The sequence below is a fragment of the Streptomyces sp. NBC_01788 genome (assembly GCF_035917575.1).
Classification (GTDB): domain Bacteria; phylum Actinomycetota; class Actinomycetes; order Streptomycetales; family Streptomycetaceae; genus Streptomyces.
In genome coordinates this window covers 2,006,863-2,025,013 of sequence record NZ_CP109090.1, presented here as the reverse complement: position 1 = coordinate 2,025,013, position 18,151 = coordinate 2,006,863, and the positions used below count along the sequence as shown (strand labels likewise).

At 72.3% G+C, this 18,151-nt stretch carries 20 protein-coding genes; 11 read left to right on the top strand and 9 right to left on the bottom strand.

Features of this window, described 5'->3' with window-relative positions:
• Nucleotides 1-20: 20 nt before the first annotated feature.
• Nucleotides 21-434, bottom strand: a complete 414-nt coding sequence (locus OIE49_RS09395; RefSeq protein WP_326801915.1) for a VOC family protein — start codon at nt 432-434, stop codon at nt 21-23.
• A 242-nt stretch (nt 435-676) separates the two neighbouring features.
• Here OIE49_RS09395 and OIE49_RS09390 point away from each other — a divergent pair, with 242 nt between their 5' ends.
• From OIE49_RS09390 to amaP, 8 genes are all read left to right on the top strand, one after another.
• Nucleotides 677-2,275 carry an ABC-F family ATP-binding cassette domain-containing protein gene (locus OIE49_RS09390; protein WP_326801914.1) on the top strand — a complete coding sequence of 533 codons (1,599 nt, stop codon included), beginning with the start codon at nt 677-679 and terminating at the stop codon, nt 2,273-2,275.
• Between the two features lie 334 nt (nt 2,276-2,609).
• On the top strand, nt 2,610-2,831 hold the full coding sequence (locus OIE49_RS09385; RefSeq protein WP_029385158.1) for a helix-turn-helix domain-containing protein: 222 nt from the start codon (nt 2,610-2,612) through the stop codon (nt 2,829-2,831).
• Nucleotides 2,832-2,963: 132 nt separating this feature from the next.
• Entirely contained in the window at nt 2,964-3,767 is an 804-nt protein-coding gene (locus tag OIE49_RS09380; protein ID WP_326801913.1) for an enoyl-CoA hydratase/isomerase family protein, read from the top strand.
• Between the two features lie 79 nt (nt 3,768-3,846).
• On the top strand, nt 3,847-4,338 hold the full coding sequence (locus tag OIE49_RS09375) for an Asp23/Gls24 family envelope stress response protein (RefSeq protein WP_326801912.1): 492 nt from the start codon (nt 3,847-3,849) through the stop codon (nt 4,336-4,338).
• An 87-nt stretch (nt 4,339-4,425) separates the two neighbouring features.
• Nucleotides 4,426-4,608, top strand: coding sequence for a hypothetical protein (locus OIE49_RS09370; RefSeq protein ID WP_326801911.1), 183 nt, complete (start codon nt 4,426-4,428; stop codon nt 4,606-4,608).
• A 6-nt stretch (nt 4,609-4,614) separates the two neighbouring features.
• Nucleotides 4,615-4,989 carry a hypothetical protein gene (locus tag OIE49_RS09365; protein ID WP_326801910.1) on the top strand — a complete coding sequence of 125 codons (375 nt, stop codon included), beginning with the start codon at nt 4,615-4,617 and terminating at the stop codon, nt 4,987-4,989.
• Nucleotides 4,986-5,657, top strand: coding sequence for a DUF6286 domain-containing protein (locus OIE49_RS09360; protein WP_326801909.1), 672 nt, complete (start codon nt 4,986-4,988; stop codon nt 5,655-5,657). Before OIE49_RS09365 ends, OIE49_RS09360 begins: the two co-directional genes overlap by 4 nt.
• A 4-nt stretch (nt 5,658-5,661) precedes the next feature.
• Complete coding sequence (amaP, locus tag OIE49_RS09355; RefSeq protein WP_326801908.1) at nt 5,662-6,240, top strand: alkaline shock response membrane anchor protein AmaP; 579 nt, start codon at nt 5,662-5,664, stop codon at nt 6,238-6,240.
• A 22-nt stretch (nt 6,241-6,262) separates the two neighbouring features.
• Here the strand turns inward: amaP and OIE49_RS09350 are convergent, their stop codons facing one another.
• The 4 genes from OIE49_RS09350 to OIE49_RS09335 all read right to left on the bottom strand — a co-directional run bounded on the left by OIE49_RS09350 (nt 6,263) and on the right by OIE49_RS09335 (nt 9,207).
• Nucleotides 6,263-7,018 (bottom strand): SDR family oxidoreductase, encoded by a 756-nt coding sequence (locus OIE49_RS09350; RefSeq protein WP_326801907.1) that lies wholly within the window; start codon nt 7,016-7,018, stop codon nt 6,263-6,265.
• Nucleotides 7,019-7,076: 58 nt separating this feature from the next.
• A complete protein-coding gene (locus OIE49_RS09345; RefSeq protein ID WP_100572650.1) occupies nt 7,077-7,868 on the bottom strand; it encodes an SURF1 family cytochrome oxidase biogenesis protein in 792 nt (263 codons plus the stop codon).
• A gap of 49 nt (nt 7,869-7,917) precedes the next feature.
• Nucleotides 7,918-8,151 (bottom strand): hypothetical protein, encoded by a 234-nt coding sequence (locus OIE49_RS09340; protein ID WP_100572659.1) that lies wholly within the window; start codon nt 8,149-8,151, stop codon nt 7,918-7,920.
• A gap of 78 nt (nt 8,152-8,229) precedes the next feature.
• Nucleotides 8,230-9,207, bottom strand: a complete 978-nt coding sequence (locus OIE49_RS09335; RefSeq protein ID WP_326801906.1) for a DEDDh family exonuclease — start codon at nt 9,205-9,207, stop codon at nt 8,230-8,232.
• 153 nt (nt 9,208-9,360) lie between these two features.
• Between OIE49_RS09335 and OIE49_RS09330 the strand changes: the two genes are divergently transcribed.
• A complete protein-coding gene (locus OIE49_RS09330) occupies nt 9,361-10,071 on the top strand; it encodes a VIT1/CCC1 transporter family protein (RefSeq protein WP_326801905.1) in 711 nt (236 codons plus the stop codon).
• Nucleotides 10,072-10,104: 33 nt separating this feature from the next.
• Here OIE49_RS09330 and OIE49_RS09325 read toward each other — a convergent pair whose 3' ends face one another.
• The 4 genes from OIE49_RS09325 to OIE49_RS09310 all read right to left on the bottom strand — a co-directional run bounded on the left by OIE49_RS09325 (nt 10,105) and on the right by OIE49_RS09310 (nt 15,854).
• Nucleotides 10,105-11,112, bottom strand: a complete 1,008-nt coding sequence (locus tag OIE49_RS09325) for a CopD family protein (RefSeq protein WP_326801904.1) — start codon at nt 11,110-11,112, stop codon at nt 10,105-10,107.
• Nucleotides 11,113-11,267: 155 nt separating this feature from the next.
• The gene (locus OIE49_RS09320; RefSeq protein WP_326801903.1) at nt 11,268-12,647 is read right to left on the bottom strand and encodes a CoA transferase; all 1,380 of its coding nucleotides are present in this window, start codon (nt 12,645-12,647) and stop codon (nt 11,268-11,270) included.
• A gap of 38 nt (nt 12,648-12,685) precedes the next feature.
• On the bottom strand, nt 12,686-14,215 hold the full coding sequence (locus tag OIE49_RS09315; RefSeq protein ID WP_326801902.1) for a S8 family peptidase: 1,530 nt from the start codon (nt 14,213-14,215) through the stop codon (nt 12,686-12,688).
• 91 nt (nt 14,216-14,306) lie between these two features.
• Nucleotides 14,307-15,854, bottom strand: coding sequence for a S8 family peptidase (locus tag OIE49_RS09310; protein WP_326801901.1), 1,548 nt, complete (start codon nt 15,852-15,854; stop codon nt 14,307-14,309).
• A 260-nt stretch (nt 15,855-16,114) separates the two neighbouring features.
• Between OIE49_RS09310 and OIE49_RS09305 the strand changes: the two genes are divergently transcribed.
• Both OIE49_RS09305 and OIE49_RS09300 read left to right on the top strand, forming a co-directional pair.
• Nucleotides 16,115-16,471, top strand: a complete 357-nt coding sequence (locus tag OIE49_RS09305) for a DUF485 domain-containing protein (RefSeq protein ID WP_326801900.1) — start codon at nt 16,115-16,117, stop codon at nt 16,469-16,471.
• Complete coding sequence (locus OIE49_RS09300) at nt 16,468-18,099, top strand: solute symporter family protein (protein ID WP_100572642.1); 1,632 nt, start codon at nt 16,468-16,470, stop codon at nt 18,097-18,099. Before OIE49_RS09305 ends, OIE49_RS09300 begins: the two co-directional genes overlap by 4 nt.
• Nucleotides 18,100-18,151: the final 52 nt, after the last annotated feature.

Below are 18,151 nucleotides of genomic sequence, written 5' to 3'. Positions count from 1 at the left end.
CCCCCGGGGCCGCGGAGCGGTCAGCCCTCGACGTGGGGCGCGTACGTGCCGAAGCTCCAGATGTTGCCCTCGACGTCCCGGGCCATGTAGTCCCGGGAGCCGTAGTCCTGGTCGGTCGGGGGCATCAGGATCTCCGCGCCGTGGTCCGCCGCGTGCCGGTGGTGGGCGTCCACGTCGTCCACCACGACGTACACCCCCGCGGGGCCGGCGCCGCGCATCGCCTCGTCGAAGCGGCCGCCGCGGCCCTTCGAGCCCAGCATCACCGCGCCGTTGCCCTGCACCAGCTCTGCGTGGTGTACGAGGCCGTCCTCGCCCTCGTACACCGCCAGTTCCGTGAAGCCGAAGGCCTCCGTCAGCTGCTTGACGGCCGCCTTGGCGTCCGCGTACAGCAGCGTCGGGTAGATGCTCGGGCGTTCGCCGGCCGTGTCCGCCATGCCGATCACTTCCCTGTGCGTCGGTGCGCACCGACGAGTGCGGTGCGCCGCCCAGTCTGGCACCGGCCACTGACAGCGCCCCGGCGCGAACACACCCGCAAAAGCGCTTGCCCACCCCCGTTAGAATGTCCTCCATGGCCATTCTCCTCGTGCATTAGACCGCGGGTACGTCCTCAGCCGCCCACCCGCCTCCCCCCCCCGAGCTCTACGAGCAGGGGGCGCCCCAGCCCTGGAGTCTGTCCGTGATCTCCGCCTCCGGCATCGAGCTGCGCGCCGGTGCCCGCGTCCTCATCGAGTCCGCCACCTTCCGCGTCGCCAAGGGCGACCGCATCGGCCTGGTCGGCCGCAACGGCGCCGGCAAGACCACCCTCACCAAGGTGCTGGCCGGCGACGGCATCCCCGCCGCCGGCACCGTCACCCGCTCCGGTGAGGTCGGCTACCTCCCGCAGGACCCCCGCACCGGCGACCTCGACGTGCTCGCCCGCGACCGCGTCCTCTCCGCACGCGGCCTGGACACGCTGATCCGCAAGATGCGCGACAACGAGCAGCGCATCGCCACCGGCCAGGGCTCCACCCGCGAGAAGGCGCTCAAGCAGTACGAGCGCCAGGAGACCGAGTTCCTCACCAAGGGCGGGTACGCCGCCGAGGCCGAGGCCGCCACCATCGCCGCCGCGCTCAACCTGCCCGACCGGGTGCTCGGCCAGCCCCTGCACACCCTCTCCGGCGGTCAGCGCCGCCGGATCGAGCTGGCCCGGATCCTGTTCTCCGACGCCGACACCCTGCTCCTCGACGAGCCCACCAACCACCTCGACGCCGACTCGATCATCTGGCTGCGCGACTACCTGAAGACCTACCGCGGCGGCTTCATCGTGATCTCCCACGACGTCGACCTGGTCGAGACGGTCGTCAACAAGGTGTTCTACCTGGACGCCAACCGCGCCCAGATCGACGTCTACAACATGGGCTGGAAGCTCTACCAGCAGCAGCGCGAGGCCGACGAGAAGCGCCGCAAGCGCGAGCGCGCCAACGCCGAGAAGAAGGCCGCCGCGCTGCACTCGCAGGCCGACAAGATGCGCGCCAAGGCCACCAAGACGGTCGCCGCGCAGAACATGGCCCGCCGCGCGGACAAGCTGCTCAGCGGCCTGGAGGCGGTCCGCCAGTCCGACAAGGTCGCCAAGCTCCGCTTCCCGGAGCCGGCGCCCTGCGGCAGGACGCCGCTGACCGCCGAGGGCCTGTCGAAGTCGTACGGCTCCCTGGAGATCTTCACCGACGTCGACCTGGCCATCGACAAGGGGTCGAGGGTGGTCATCCTCGGGCTCAACGGCGCCGGCAAGACCACTCTGCTGCGGCTGCTCGGCGGCGTCGAGCAGCCCGACACCGGTGAGGTGATCGAGGGCCACGGCCTCAAGCTCGGCTACTACGCCCAGGAGCACGAGACCCTGGACCCGGACCGCACGGTGCTGGAGAACATGCGCTCGGCCGCTCCCGACATGGACCTCGTGGAGGTCCGCAAGGTGCTGGGCTCGTTCCTGTTCTCCGGCGACGACGTCGACAAGCCGGCCGGGGTCCTCTCCGGCGGCGAGAAGACCCGCCTGGCACTGGCGACCCTGGTCGTCTCCTCCGCCAACGTCCTGCTGCTCGACGAACCCACCAACAACCTCGACCCGGCCAGCCGCGAGGAGATCCTCGGCGCGCTGCGCACCTACAAGGGCGCCGTCGTCCTCGTCACGCACGACGAGGGCGCGGTCGAGGCGCTGCAACCGGAGCGCATCATCCTGCTGCCGGACGGCGTCGAGGACCTGTGGGGCGCGGACTACGCGGACCTCGTCGCCCTCGCCTGACGAACAGGCGATCAACGGCGTATGGATCATTCGGCCCATCGGTGATCCATCATCTGTGTGAGATCTCCTCGTATCGAGGTGTGTCCTCCATCGATTTCGCGGTCGAGCCCTTATGTGCCAAGGGCTCGGCCGTCGTGCGTCCCTGACCAGGCACTTCGCGGAAGAACCCGAACGGCGGTACGGACGCCGAGGCGCGGAATGACGGATTCCGCTTGTGGGGATGTGCTCCTGTCGTCACGGGTGGGTCTCACGGACCTTGCCGAATGGGTGGCCATCGGGCCCCGGAGGGGTGATCATGAGGGGACCAGAGCGCACTTCCCATGAGGAGGCACGGGTGGCCGAGACTCTGAAGAAGGGCAGCCGGGTGACCGGCGCCGCGCGCGACAAGCTCGCGGCAGACCTGAAGAAGAAGTACGACGCCGGTGCGAGCATTCGGGCGTTGGCCGAGGAGACCGGCCGCTCGTATGGCTTTGTTCACCGGATGCTCAGCGAGTCGGGTGTCACGCTCCGTGGGCGTGGCGGGGCGACGCGGGGCAAGAAGGCCCCGTCGGCCTGAAACCGCGGGCGGCCCATCGGCTTTCGACGGTGACCACCCGGTCGGTTCTCCGATCGGCCGGGTAGTTACTGTGCAGTCACTTATGATGCCCGCGAGGGCATCCACGATGACCGCACCCGTCGGAGGCGCACCATGGTCCCGCCCGAGCACGACCTCGATCCGGTACTCGACGAGGACGGCGTACGGCTCACCGTCGACGACTCGATCGCCACGGTGACGCTGACCAACCCGGCCAAGCGCAACGCGCAGAGCCCTGCTCTGTGGCGGGCGCTGACCGAGGCCGGTCGGCTGCTGCCGGGCTCCGTCCGCGTCGTGCTGCTGCGCGGCGAGGGCAGGTCCTTCTCCGCGGGGCTCGACCGGCAGGCGTTCACGCCCGAGGGGTTCGACGGCGAGCCGTCGTTCCTCGACCTCGCGCGTGGTTCCGACGCCGAGCTGGACGCGACCATCGCCGAGTACCAGGAGGCGTTCACCTGGTGGCGGCGCAATGACATCGTGTCCGTCGCCGCCGTCCAGGGGCACGCCATCGGGGCGGGCTTCCAGCTGGCATTGGCCTGTGATCTGCGCGTCGTCGCCGACGACGTGCAGTTCGCCATGCGCGAGACCAGTCTCGGGCTGGTCCCCGACCTCACCGGCACGCATCCGCTGGTGGGCCTGGTCGGCCAGGCACGCGCGCTGGAGATCTGCCTCACCGGCCGGTACGTGGGCGCCGCCGAGGCGGTGAACACCGGGCTGGCGAACCTCGCCGTGCCCGCGGACCAGCTCGACGCGACCGCACGGGACCTGGCCGCGGCGCTCCTCGCAGCGCCCCGCGACGCCGTGGTCGAGACCAAGGCGTTGCTGCGCGGTGCCCGGGAACGGTCGTACGAGGAGCAGCGCGCCTCCGAACGCGAGGCGCAGGCCCGGCGGCTGCGGGACCTAGCCGGCACCGGCGACTGACGGCGCCGCCGCACCGGGGGCGTGATCGTGTCCGTCCGCCTACCGTGGTTCGGGACGGCGACCGGAAGGACGTACGGCGATGGCCACGGAACAGGACTGGACGAGGACCCTCGAGGGCGAGCGGGAGGTACCGGAGACCACCGCGCCCCGCAGGGCACAGGCGACCCGGCGCGGCCTGGGAGATCCCGCCGCCCGGGGGCGGACCACCATCGCCGACGGGGTCGTGGAGAAGATCGCCGGGATGGCCGCGCGCGACGTGGTCGGGGTGAGCGCCATGGGCAGCGGGTTCGCGCGGACCTTCGGGGCCGTGCGCGACCGCGTCCCGGGCGGTGCGAAGTCCGTGACCCGCGGTGTGAAGGCCGAGGTCGGCGAGGTGCAGACCGCGCTCGACCTGGAGATCGTCGTCGACTACGGCGTGTCGATCACCGACGTGGCGCGGGCGGTCCGGGAGAACGTGATCGCGTCGGTGGAGCGGATGACCGGTCTCGAGGTCGTCGAGGTCAACATCGCCGTCAGCGATGTCCAGCTGCCGGAGGAAGAGGAGGAGGAGATCGCGCTGCGCCTCCAGTGACCAACCGGTCACCACGGCGGCGAAGGACCGATGACGAGGGCGAGCGGACGACGGCCCGGCGACGGCCGAGGAGTTGAGGAGCGCGCGATGAGCATGGCCGTGGCCGGCATGATCGCCGGTATGGCGCTGGGCTTCGCCGGGTATTTCGGCGGCTTCGGCGCCTTCCTGCTGGTGGCGGCTTTGGGCGCCGTCGGCTTCGTCGTCGGCCGGTTCCTGGAGGGGGACCTGGAACTCAGCGACTTCTTCCGCCCCCGTGACCGCCGGAGGTGATCCGCGGTGAACGGTGGGAACGGCGAGCCGGGCACCGTCCCGGCCGGCCTGCTGCCCGGCGAGCGCGGAGCGACGACGATCGCCGACCGTGTCGTCGCCAAGATCGCCGCCCGTGCGGCCCGTGAGGCGCTCGGTGCCCTGCCGCCGGACGCCGCGCCACCGGACGTCACGGTGGTGGTGCGCCACGACGCCGCCCGCGTCCGGATCGTCCTCGACCTCCCCTACCCGAGCGACATCGGCGCGTGCTGCGGTGCGGTGCGTCGCCAAGTGGTCGAGCGGGTAGGCGCGTTGGTGGGAATGCAGGTGCCGGAGGTCACGGTCCGGGTGGAACGGCTGCATCCGGCACCCGCGTACGGCACGGCACAGGGGAGGACGCGATGAGCGAGCCCCAGGGCTCCGAGGGCACCACACAACGCCTGCCGGTCATCGAGAAGGACGACACCCTCGGGCGGCCGGCCGCCCCGGACACCGACGGCCCCCCGCCCGTCCAGGACGGCGGGGACGGCCGCCGCGGCCGGTTCTGGTCGCCGCGGCGGGTGCCCGCGGGCATCGTCGCCCTGCTGCTCCTGATCGTGGCGGGCGCCTTCCTGTACGACATCGCGGCCGTCCGCGCCGGCCGGCCCGGACTGCGCTGGCGCCGGGAGCTGGCCCGGCAGCTGGCCGAGCGACCGCTGGACGACACCTGGGTGCTCGTCGGCGCGGGTGTCACCGTGCTCCTCGGCCTGTGGCTGCTCGTGCTGGCGGCCACTCCCGGGCTGCGCCACCTGCTGCCCATGCGGCGCACCCATCCCGACGTGCGGGCCGGGCTGCACCGGGACGCCGCCGCGCTGGTGCTGCGCGACCGGGCCATGGAGATCGCCGGCGTGCGGTCGGCGCGCGTGCGGCTGCGCCGCCGCAGGGCAGACGTACACGTGGTCTCGCACTTCCGGACGCTGGAGGAAGTGCGCGCCGACCTGGACACCGTGCTCGCCGAGGCGGTCCGGCGCCTGGGCCTGACCCGGCCGCACGCCCTGACGGTGCGCGTCACGCGGCCCGGACGGAAGGGGTGAGGACGTGCGCGGGATCGTCCACAGGGTGCTGACCGGGCTCGCCGGTCTTGTGCTGCTGGTGGTGGGCGGATCGGTGCTCGCCGTGGGGATGGGCGTACGGCCGCCCTCGTGGTGGATCCACCGCGGCCGGCACGACGTCCTGCTGAGCGCCGCCGAGCGGACACGGTGGCGGGAGGCCGGCTGGTGGTGGCCCGCCGTTCTCGGCGCCCTGGCCGTCCTGGTGCTGCTGGCCCTGTGGTGGCTGGCCGCGGTGGTGCGCCGGCGGCGGCTCGGCGAGGTGGTCGTCGACACCGGGGACGGCGAGACGGCCCTGCTGCGGGGCCGGGCCCTGGAGAACGTCCTGGCCGCGGACGCCGAGCAGCCCGACGGCGTCGCCGGCGCCCAGGTCCGTCTGACCGGCCGCCGCGGCGCCCCCAGGACCCATGTGCGGCTCCTCCTGGAACCCCATGCGGACCCGGGAGCGGTCCTCGACCACCTCACCGGCCGTGCCCTCGTCCACGCCCGGGACTCCGCCCGTCTCGCGGCGCTTCCGGCGGAGGTGCGATTGAGGGCGGTGAGGCATCGCGCGGAGCGGGTGAGCTGACCCGGCCCGGTGTGGTGCCGGCTCAGAACCCGTGCCGGGCCCCGCCGTCCACCGGCAGCATCACACCGGTGACGTAGGAGGCGGCGGGCGACAGCAGGAACGCGGCCGTACGGCCGAACTCCTCCGGCGTGCCGTACCGGCGCAGCGGCACCCGGGACTCGGCGGCCGTCCGTGTCGCCTGCGGGTCCGCGGACAGCGCGTCCAGCTCGCGCACGCGGTCCGTGTCGATGCGGCCCGGCAGCACACCCACGACCCGGATGCCCCGCGGTCCCAGCTCGTCGGCGAGGGACTTGGCGAACCCGGCCAGGCCGGGCCGCAGCCCGTTGGAGATGGTCAGCCCCGCGATCGGCTCGTACACGGATCCGGAGAGAACGAACCCGACGACCCCGCCCGGGTCCAGCTCGGCCGCCGCCGCGCGGGCGAGCCGCACCGCGCCGAGGAACACCGACTCGAACGCGGCCTGCCACTGCTCGTCGGTGTTGTCGGCGACGAAGCCGGCCGGCGGTCCGCCGACGCTCACGAGCACGCCGTGGAAGCCGCCGAAATGCTCCCGCGCCGTCGCGATCAGCCGCGCCGGCGCGTCGGCGTCCGCGTTGTCCACGGCCACCCCGACGGCGTTCGGCCCCAGCTCGGCCGCCGCCGCGGCGACCCGTTCGCTGTCCCGCCCGGTGATGACCACCTTCGCGCCGTCGGCGACGAGCTCGCGCGCGGTGGCGTTGCCCAGTCCGCGCGTGGAGCCGGTGACGACGTACACCCGGTCCTTCAGTCCAAGATCCATGGCCTCTATCCTGCCCGGTCGCTCCGGCACAGGGCGAGGCCGACGGGGACGTCCGCCGCTACACGGCGGCGGGTTCCGCCTCCGGTGCCGCTTCCTTCGCCGCCGCCTGCGCGCGCTCACGTGCCTCGCGGCGCAGCAGCACCACCCACCCGACCGGGACGCCCGCCGTGAACAGCCACCACTGGATGGCGTACGCCAGGTGCGGGCCGATGTCGCTGTGCTCCGGGTCGGGCAGCAGCTGCGGGCTGCCGCCCTGCGGCGCGGGTGAGGTCAGCTGGACGTAGCCGCCGAGGACCCGCTTTCCGAGCCGCTCGGCCTGCTGCGTGCTGCTGATCAGCATCACCTGGCGGTCGGGCAGGCCCTTGACGTCCTTGATGCCGCTCGCCGCGGTCGTCTCGTCGGGCATCAGCCGGCCGGTGACGGTGATCTCTCCGCGCGGGGGCGCCGGGATCTTCGGGAACTCCGTCTGCGAGGCGTCCGTGGGGACCCAGCCCCGGTTGACCAGGAGGACCCTGCCGTCGTCCAGGACGAAGGGGGTCAGCACGTGGTAGCCGATGTCGCCGTTGTCGTTGGTGCGGCGGCGCACGACCTCCTCGTCCGCGGTGTCGAAGTGACCCTTGGCGGTGACCCTGTGGTACAGGTCGGCATGCTTAACGGTGGCGCCGGGCGAGGTCAGCGACTCGGCCGGCACCGGCCGCGCGGCCAGCGACTCGGTGATCACCTGGTTCAGCGCGACCTTGTGCTCATGGCGGTGCAACTGCCAGAAACCCAGCCGGATCATCGTCGGGATCAGCGCGATCGCGAGGATGGTGAGGATCACCCACTGGCGGGTCAACAGGAAGCGGTACACCCCATGACGGTACCTCCGGGGCCGTGGGGTGTTTTCGGCAGGGGTGTCCTCAAACGCGGTCGACGATTCCGACCCTCCCCTCGGCGCGGGCGCAGTGCGCGCCGCAGTACCAGTGCCCCTCGACCTCGACGCCCTGACCGATGATCTGGACACGACAGTGCTCGCAGATCGGTGCCATGCGGTGGATCGCGCAGGCGAAGCAGTCGAATACGTGCACCGAGTTCTGGGCGTGCACCTCGAAGGTCATTCCATAGTCATTGCCGCATACTTCGCATCTCGCCATGCGCCACAGGGTGAGCCGTGCCCGCGGCGCGGGCGAGCGGACCGTGGGCGAGTCGCCCGGTAATCACCCGTACGCCCGTCAGCGGACCTCCGCCGGTTCCACGTCCCTGAGCAGCTGCCCGAACGCCGCCTCGTCCACCACCGGAGTGCCGTACTGGCGTGCCTTGACCACCTTCGACGTGCCCGAGTCCGGGTCGTTCGTCACCAGCAGGCTGGTCAGCCGGGACAGGCTGGTGGCCACGTGCAGCCCGGCCTCGGTGGCCCGGTCCTCCAGCAGTTCGCGGTCGGTGGAGGTGTCCCCGGAGAAGGCCACCCGCATGCCCTGCTTGAGGGGCTTGCCGTCCTCGTACCGACCCGGGTTGGGGTACGGGCACGCGGGCCGCTTGCGCGGGGCGCGCCAACTGCCCGCGCGGTAGCCGCCCGACTGCTGCCGGGGCACCGGCCGGTCCGACCACTCCGTCAGCGGCCGGCACTCCAGCAGCGGCAGCCGCACCCCGCCCGCCGCCGCGGCCCGCAGGCTCGGCCGGAACGCCTCGGCCAGCACGCGCGCGTCGTCCAGCGCGTGGTGCGCCCGCTGCTGCACGACGCCGAAGTGCGCCGCCAGCGACTCCAGCTTGTGGTTGGGCAGGGGCAGGGCCAGCTCCTTGGCGAGCGCGATGGTGCACAGCCGCTGCCGCACCGGCGCCTCGCGCTGCGCGCGCGCGTACTCCCGCGCGATCATCTGCCAGTCGAACACCGCGTTGTGCGCGACGAGCACCCGGTCCGCCAGCCGCGCGGCGAACTCCTCGGCGATCTCCGCGAACAGCGGAGCGCCCTCCAGGGCCTCGCTCGTCAGTCCGTGGATCCACACCGGTCCCGGGTCCCGCTCGGGGTTGACCGTCGTGTACCAGTGGTCCTCGACCTCGCCGCGCGCGTCCAGCCGGTAGACCGCCGCGGAGATGATGCGGTCGTCGCGGGCCAGACCGGTGGTCTCCACGTCAACGACCGCGTATCCCTTCGGATACGCGGCCGGCCACGGTGTGGGGGGCAACCCTGCGAGCGTGCGGTCTTCGAGCATGGTCACTGAGGATACGGGCCGCGACCGACAGCCTCGCCCCCCGGGCGCCCGGCAGAGCCGGCGAACGGCCTCCCGGAGGACCGGGGGTGTGCCTCACGAGACATCAGGAACCGTGCGGGGACAGGACGGACGAACCGTGCGATCCTCCGTCCTGTGACGGAACCAACGCATGACGAGCCGCACGGCGGCGCGCTCGGCGCGCGGCTCAACTGGCTGCGGGCGGCCGTGCTCGGCGCCAACGACGGCATCGTGTCCACCGCGGGACTCGTCGTCGGTGTGGCCGGCGCGACGGACTCCCGTCCGGCACTGCTGACCGCGGGGCTCGCCGGTCTGCTCGCCGGGTCCATGTCGATGGCGGCGGGGGAGTACGTGTCGGTGTCGACCCAGCGGGACTCGGAGATGGCCGCGCTGGCCCAGGAGCGACGGGAGCTGCGCGAGCGGCCCGAGGCGGAGCTGCGGGAGCTGACCGACCTGCTCCAGGCGCGGGGTCTGACGCGTGACGTGGCCAGGGAGGCGGCGGAGCAGCTCACCGAGCGGGACGCGCTGCGGGCACACGCGAGCGTGGAGCTCGGCATCAACCCCGACGAGCTGACCAACCCGTGGCACGCGGCCGGGGCGAGCTTCCTGGCGTTCACGGTCGGCGCGCTGCTCCCCCTGCTGGCGATCGTGCTGCCGCCGGCGGCCTGGCGGTTGGGCGTCACCGTGGTGTCCGTCCTGGCCGCCCTCGTCCTCACCGGCTGGAGCAGTGCCCGCCTGGGAGCGGCCGCGCCCGGCCGGGCGGTGCTGCGGAACGTGACCGGCGGGGCGCTGGCCATGGCGGTGACCTATGCGGCCGGGACCGTGCTGGGCGCGGTGGGGGCCTGACGCCCCTTCGTCCGACGGACCGGACGGGTCCGCTCACCAGCGGATCGGCAGCGGCAGCGCCGTCAGCAGCCCCGACACCGCGACGACCGCGCCGAGGACGGCAACCTCGGCGCGCGCGGGGGCGTAAGCGGTCAGCGGGTCGGGTGCCCGCCGCAGCCGGATCCGGGCCCACAGGGCGAGCAGGGCGACACCGGCCACGAGGACCACCTTGGCGAGCAGGGTGCGGCCGTACGCCGTCGCCGTCAGCTGGTGCAGCACCGTGTCCGCCGGCATCCGGCGCAGTGTGCTGCACACACCCGTGGCGGTCACCCCGGCGAGCGCGGCGGCCGCCACGCGCGCGTAGCGGCCCAGCAGGGCGGCACCCGCCGCGGCCCCGCGCCACAGCCGCAGTGTGCGCAGCGCGTGCAGCAGACCGCCCACCCACAGAGCGCCGCAGACCAGGTGCACGACGGTCAGCGAGGAGCCGGCGAGTGGGGTGCTCTCGGTCCCGGGGTGCGCGCGCAGCGCCTCGGCCACGACCACCGCGGCGAGCGGCCACAGTTGCGTCGCCGGGCGCCGGGAGAGCGCGCACAGGCCGGTGACGAGGAACGCGTTGACCTCCAGCAGGGCCAGTGCCCCGTCGCGGGTCCGGTGCAGCCCGCCCACGTCGATCTGGGCGGGGCTGTGCGGGACCAGGTTGCCGGTGGCCACCACGGAGGCGAGGCCCAGGGCGGCGAGGAAACCGGCGGCGGCCGCGCGGAGGGCCCAGCTGCGGGGACGTCCGGCCGGGGCACCGGGGACGCGGTCGGCCAGCCGGTTCACGAACAACTCGCCGACGGGGACGCAGAGGGCCGCGAACAGCACTGTCCGCAGCACCGCTGTGCCGCCGGCTCCGGGTGCCGCCGCCTCACCGGTGCCGTGCAGGGCGGCGGACGGGCCGAGCAGGGGTATGAGGGCGGCGAGCGCCACCAGGACGAGGACGGCGGCGGCCCGGACCGTCGCGCCGCGCCGCCCGGTCCCTCGCGCGTCCCCCGTCCCGGCGGCCGGTCGTATGAGCGTCACCCAAGGATCTTCACCAACCACCCCGAAAGGGGCAAGCGCGCACGACCAAGTGGGGGAGCCCGATTCCGCCCGCACCGCCGCGCGCGCTCCGTCCCGGGCGGCTCCCGGGGTCACGTGCCGTCACATGCCCCGTGCCCGCGTGCCGCCCGCTTCGGTCAGGTCCAGGTGGGTGCGTCCGTGCCCCAGGGTCCAGGTGGGCGGGGCCAGTTCGTCGGGGCGTCGGTGAAGGCGACGGGTGGACGGGCGTGGCGCAGGCGGCCGAGCCGGCTGGTCGTTTCGTCCAGCCAGGGGCCGGGGCTGTCGTAGGCCGGGCCCTGCACGGTGTCCGCCGCGGGGGCAGGCCCGGTGCCGGGCCGCGTCAGCCAGGATGCCGTGCGTGCCAGGGCCAGTCGTACGACCCGGGTGCCGCCCTCCCGCGTCTGTTCGGTCAGGGCGCGCAGCACCGCCGCCGCCAGAAGGTAGCCCGTGCCGTGGTCCAGGGCCTGCGCGGGCAGGGCGCCGGGCTGCTCCGGCGACCCCTCGGTCGCGGCGATGCCGGCGGCGGCCTGTACGAGGCTGTCGAAGCCCCGGCGTCCGCCCCAGGGTCCGTGGCGGCCCCACGCCGACAACTGCGCCACGACCAGTCCGGGCCGCCGTTCGGCCAGCGCCTCGGGGGAGAGCCCGAACCGGTCCAGGGCGCCGGGCCGGTATCCGGTGACCACGACGTCCGCCTCGGCGAGCAGTTCCTCGAAGAGGGCCCGGTCGACCGCGAGGTCCAGCGCCGCGGACCGCTTCCCGAAGCCGGTGTCCGCGTGCAGGCCGGCCTCTTCGGGGCGGTCGGGCGCGTCGAGGCGCAGCACGTCCGCGCCCAGCAGGGCGAGCGTGCGGGTGGCGACGGGACCCGCGAGCACCCGGGTCAGGTCCAGGACGCGCAGCCCGGCGGCGGGCAGCAGCGGGGCACTCGCGACGGGCTGCAGTACGCGCGCGTGTGCCTTGTCCAGCCGCTCCCGCTCGATCAGCGGCCGGGCGGTGACGGCGACTCCCTGTTCGTGCGCGGCCCATTCCCCGGGGGTGCGCAGTGCGACGGCGAGGCCTCCGGCCGCGTACACGGATTCCTCGACCTCGTGCGCGGACCGCTCGGCGAGTACGGAGGCGACTTGGTCCACGTCGTCCGGCACGTCCAGCGCCCGGAGCAACGACTCCCGGTGGTGCGGGTAGTTGGCGTGCGTGCGCACCCAGCCGTCCGCCGTCCGCCAGAACCGCGACAGCGGCGCGAAGGAGACGGGTGCCTTCCCGTCCACCAGCAGACGCCGTTCACTGAGGAACGCCGTGGCCACGGCGCCGTCGTCCACCGAAACCGCCGGCACCGCGGCGAGCCCCGCCCGTTGTGCGCCGAGTTCGGCAGCGGCCAGGACGCAGGCGGACACGCACGTGCGTGCCAGCTCCCGTACGGGAAGGCGCGCCGGGAGCGCGCCTTCCCGCTGCACGATGGTGACCCGCGACAGGAGGGCGGGATCGCCGCCCAGCGCGGACCACGCACAGGTGATGTCAGTCATGACCGCACTGTGCGGTGACCGGCCGACATCTGCCGTGTCTACTTGGTCACGGCGTTGAGGGCGTTGACCATGCCCTCGCCGTAGAAGGCGTTCTTGCCCTTGCCGCCCTTGCACACGGCGTCGATCTTGCCGTCGCCGTTGATGTCGTACGGGGTGGTGCACTCCTTCTTGTCGGCACCCTGGGTCAGCAGCGCCTTCACCTGGTTCGGCTTGGCGTTCGGGTGGGTCGACTTGATGAGCGCGGCGACGGCGGCGGCGTGCGGCGACGCCATCGAGGTGCCGGCCATGTAGCCGTACTGGCCGCCCGGCAGGGTGCCGAGGATCAGGCCGCTGGTGGCGGGGGCGTCGGGCCGCTGGTAGGAGGTCGAGTCGCCGCCCGGCGCGGTGACGTCGATCACGCCCTGGCCGTAGTTGGAGAACGACGACTTGATGCCCTTGGCGCCGACGGAGGAGACCGTGACGGTGCCCGGCAGCATCGCGGGGATGTCCAGGCACTTCTTCGGGTCGATCACCCGGTCGCCGGGGGTGGAGTCGTTCGGGCTGCCCGGGTCGAGGATGGTCTTCCCGGCCAGGTCCCAGTTGTCGTTGCCGGCGGCCGCGACGTTGACCGTGCCCTTGCCCTCGGCGTACTTCGTGGCCCGCGACACGGCCTCGACCAGAGCCTTCTGGTCGGGGTCGTCGGTGCAGTTGAAGTTCCACGGGTCGGTGTAGTAGCTGTTGTTGGTGATGTCCACGCCGTGCTCGGCGGCCCAGACGAAGCCGCACACCACGGCCTCGGTGTAGAACCAGCCCTCCGGCGTCGACACCTTGATGCCGGACACCTTCACGCCCGGGGCGACGCCGACCATGCCGACGCCGTTCTTCGCGGCGGCGATCTCACCGGCGACGTGCGTGCCGTGCGCGCTCTCGCCCTTGTTCGGCCGCCAGGCGCCGTCCGCCGTGTTCGGCTTGCCCGACACGCAGTTCACGGACGCGGCCCGGTTGAAATTGGCGGCGAGGTCCGGGTGGGTGTCGTCCACGCCGGTGTCGATCACGCCGACCGTGACCTTGGAGCTGCCCAGGGTGACCTCGTGGGCCTTGTCCGCCTTGATCATCGGCAGGTCCCACTGGAGGCCCTGGAGCGGCTCCTGGGCGTCGGTGGACGCCTCGGTCGCCGCCGCCAGTTCCGCGCCGGTGAGCACCTGCGGCGCCCACATCTCGGTGGTCGACTGCGGGGACAGCGGGGCAGTCCGGGTTGCGCCGGCCGACTCGACCCCCTTGTCCTTGCGTATCTCCTTGGCGAAACCGGCGTTCGACGAGTGGACGACTATGACACCGATCTGGTCGTACGCGACGACGACTGAGCCGCCGGCCTTGCCGATCGCCTTCTGAACGGCCGCGGAGCTGTGGCCGGGACGGACGTTGACGACGTAGCTCAGCGCGTCGCCGTCGGCGGCGGAGATGCTCGCGGCGGCCGCCTGCGGACCGGCCTCGGTGGCGGAGGCCACGTTCGGCAGGAAGGCGAGAGCGGAGGCGACGGCCATCCCGAGCGGGATGGTGACGGTACGCCGGTTGAGGCGAACGCTCATGTGAACTCCAGTGTTTCGGACCATTGCGGTGCGGCATGCCCGAGGCATGCGAGGCGTGGGGGGCGCTTGTGGAAGTGACGGGCCGTGCCGGTCACTTGATCGCGCGGAGCGCGTTGACGAGGCCGAAGCCGTAGAACCCGTTGCGGTTCTTGTTGCCCTTGCAGAACGAGTCGACGACGCCGTTGCCGTCCGGGTCGTAGGGCTCGACCGGGCACCCCGGGTTGTCCGCCTGGGCCTTGAGAAGGGCCAGCAACTGGGCGGGCTTGGCGTTCGGGTGGGCCGACTTCAGCAGCGCGGCGACACCGGCGACGTGCGGAGCGGCCATCGACGTGCCCTGGAGGTAGCCGTACCGGCCCTCCGGCATGGTCGACAGGATGCGGCCGTTGCCCGACGGGGTGTCCGGGATCTGGTACTTGTCGCCGCCCGGTCCCGCGACGTCGATGACGCCGTCGCCGTAGTTGGAGTAGTACGACTTGAGGGTCCGCACGCCGGTGGCGGCGACCGTCACCACACCCGGCAGCTGCGCCGGCACGTCGAGGCACTTCCTGGGGTCGATCGTGCGCTCGACCGGGGTCGTGTCGTTCGGGCTGGATGTGTCGAGGATCGACCTGGCGGCCAGGTCGTGGTTGGAGTTGCCCGCGGAGGCCACGCTCAGGGTGCCCTTGCGCTGCGCGTACAGCTGGGCCCGGCCGACCGCGTCCAGGACGGCCTTCTGGTCGGCGTCGTCCTTGCAGTTGTACAGCCACGGGTCCACGTAGTAGCTGTTGTTGGTTATCTGCACGCCGTGGTCGGCGGCGAACACGAAGGCGCAGACCACGCTCTCCGGGTAGAACGTCTCAGTGTCCGGCTCGGCCACCCGTATCCCGGAGACCTTCACACCCGGCGCGACGCCCGCGACGCCCGTCCCGTTGCGGGCGGCGGCTATCTCACCCGCGACATGCGTGCCGTGGTAGTGGTCGGGGCTCGCGGGCCGCCAGGCGCCCGGCGAGGTGTCCGCCTTGCCGCCGACGCAACTGGCCGACTGCTTGGCGGAGAAGTTCGGCGCCAGGTTCGGGTGGGTGTCGTCGACACCGGTGTCGATCACGGCGACGGTGACCTTCGGGCTGCCCGGGTTGATCGCGGCGGCCTTGTCGGCGCCGATGGCCCGTAGGTCCCACTGCTCGGCCTCGAGGGGTTCCTGGGCGACCTGGCCCTTCGGGTGCTTCGACGGCTCGGCGGCCTTCTTCAGCCGTGCGACCTCGGCCGCGGAGAGGTACTCCACCGCCCCCTCGTCCGTGGTCTCCGACGCGCGTAGAGGCGCGGTGCGGGTGGCGCCCGCGGAGTCGACCCCGTGGGCCCCGCGGATGGTCCTGCCGAAGTCCGGGTTCGCGGAGCGGACCACGATGACGCCGATCCTGTCGTACGTCGTCACGATGGTGCCGCCGGCCGCGGTGATGGACCGCTGCACCTGGGCGATCGTGTGGCGGTCCGTCCCGGTGTTGACGACGTAGGCCATGACCGGCGCGTCCTTCGCCTGCGCCGCCGAGGCCGCGCGAGGTGCCGCCGACGCCGCCGAGGGCAGGAAGCCGAGCGACGCGGTCAGCGACAGCGCGACCGGCGCGGCAAGGGCGAGGCGGCGTCTGGAACGCAGATGAGCCATGGGGTCCCCACATCATCCGGGTACAGGCAGGCAAGGGCCGCAGGTGGGCGGCCCCGCAGGTACATGACGGGTGGTGCAGGGTGAAGCTATCTTGCCGCCTCCTCCACCAGCAATGACTTAGCAATGACTTGTTCAGACCGGTTGCGAAACAACCAACAGGACTTGAACCGGTCACCGCGTGGCGCCGTGGACCTTGGGCGGGGAACCGAAGCACGATCGGGCCCCCGTCCCAACCGCATCCGACACGCGAGGAGACCGACGTGGCCACCGAGACACCGCCACCCTCGAAGACCCAGGCCCCACTCCCGACCACCGAGGAGTTCGTCGCGGTGCGGGACAGCGCGGAGTTCGGCGAACTGCGCCGCTCCTACCGATCCTTCGCCTTCCCGCTGACCGTCGCCTTCATCGCCTGGTACCTGCTGTACGTGCTGCTCTCCAACTACGCCGGCGGCTTCATGGGCACCCAGCTGTTCGGGAACATCAACGTCGCCCTCGCCCTGGGCCTCGCCCAGTTCCTCACCACGTTCCTCATCGCCTGGTGGTACGCGCGGCACGCCGCCGCCAAGCTCGACCCCAAGGCCGAAGCCATCAAGTCCCGGATGGAGGGCACCGAATGAGCCCCGCGACCGCACCCGTGCTGACCCTCGCGGCCGGTGAGGCGAGCCAGCACCGGCCGCTGATCATCACCCTGTTCTCGGTGTTCGTCGTCGCGACCCTCGTCATCACCGTCTGGGCCGGCCGGCAGACCAAGGACGCCGCCGACTTCTACGCCGGCGGACGGCAGTTCACCGGCTTCCAGAACGGCCTCGCCGTCTCCGGCGACTACATGTCCGCCGCGTCCTTCCTCGGCATCGCCGGCGCCATCGCGCTGTTCGGCTACGACGGCTTCCTGTACTCCATCGGCTTCCTCGTCGCCTGGCTGGTCGCCCTGCTCCTGGTCGCCGAACCGCTGCGCAACTCCGGCCGGTACACCATGGGCGACGTACTGGCCTACCGGATGCGCCAGCGCCCGGTCCGCACCGCCGCCGGCACCTCCACCATCGTCGTGTCGATCTTCTACCTGCTGGCCCAGATGGCCGGCGCCGGCGTCCTGGTCTCCCTGCTGCTCGGCATCACCAGCGACGGCGGCAAGATCGGCATCGTCGCGCTGGTCGGCGTGCTGATGATCGTCTACGTCACCATCGGCGGCATGAAGGGCACCACCTGGGTGCAGATGGTCAAGGCCGTCCTGCTCATCGTCGGTGCCCTGCTGCTCACCTTCCTGGTCATGCTGAAGTTCAACTTCAACATCTCCGACCTGCTCGGCAAGGCCGCCGCCAACAGCGGCAAGGGCACCGCCTTCCTGGAGCCCGGACTGAAGTACGGCGCCACGGGCACCACCAAGCTCGACTTCCTCTCGCTCGGCATCGCCCTGGTCCTCGGCACCGCCGGTCTGCCGCACATCCTGATCCGCTTCTACACCGTCCCCACGGCCAAGGCCGCCCGCAAGTCGGTGATCTGGGCGATCGGCCTGATCGGCGCCTTCTACCTGATGACCCTCGCGCTCGGCTTCGGCGCCGCCGCGCTCATCAAGCCCGACGAGATCATCGCCTCCAACAAGGCGGGCAACACCGCGGCGCCACTGCTCGCCCTGCACCTCGGCGGCGTCGACTCCAGCTGGGGCGCCATCCTGCTGGCGTCCATCTCCGCCGTCGCCTTCGCCACGATCCTCGCCGTCGTCGCGGGCCTGACCCTGGCCTCGTCGTCCTCCTTCGCCCACGACATCTACGCCAACGTCATCAAGAAGGGCACCGCCTCCGAGAAGCAGGAGCTGACCGCGGCCCGCTGGGCGACCGTCGGCATCGGCGCGGTCTCGATCGTCCTGGGCGCCCTCGCCCGCGACCTGAACGTCGCCGGACTGGTCGCGCTCGCCTTCGCCGTCGCCGCCTCCGCCAACCTGCCCACGATCCTCTACAGCCTGTTCTGGAAGCGGTTCACCACCTCCGGCGCCCTGTGGTCGATCTACGGCGGCCTGGTCAGCGCGGTCGGCCTGGTGCTGTTCTCACCGGTGGTGTCGGGCAAGCCGACGTCGATGTTCCCCGACGTCGACTTCCACTGGTTCCCGCTGGAGAACCCGGGCCTCATCTCGATCCCGGTCGGCTTCCTGCTCGGCGTCGTGGGCACCCTCCTGTCCAAGGAGACGCCGGACGACGGCAAGTACGCCGAACTGGAGGTGCGCTCCATGACGGGCACCGGAGCGCACTGAGCGCCCACCCGTCCGGGCCGGCCGCGTCGTAGGTCCCTACGACGCGGCCGCG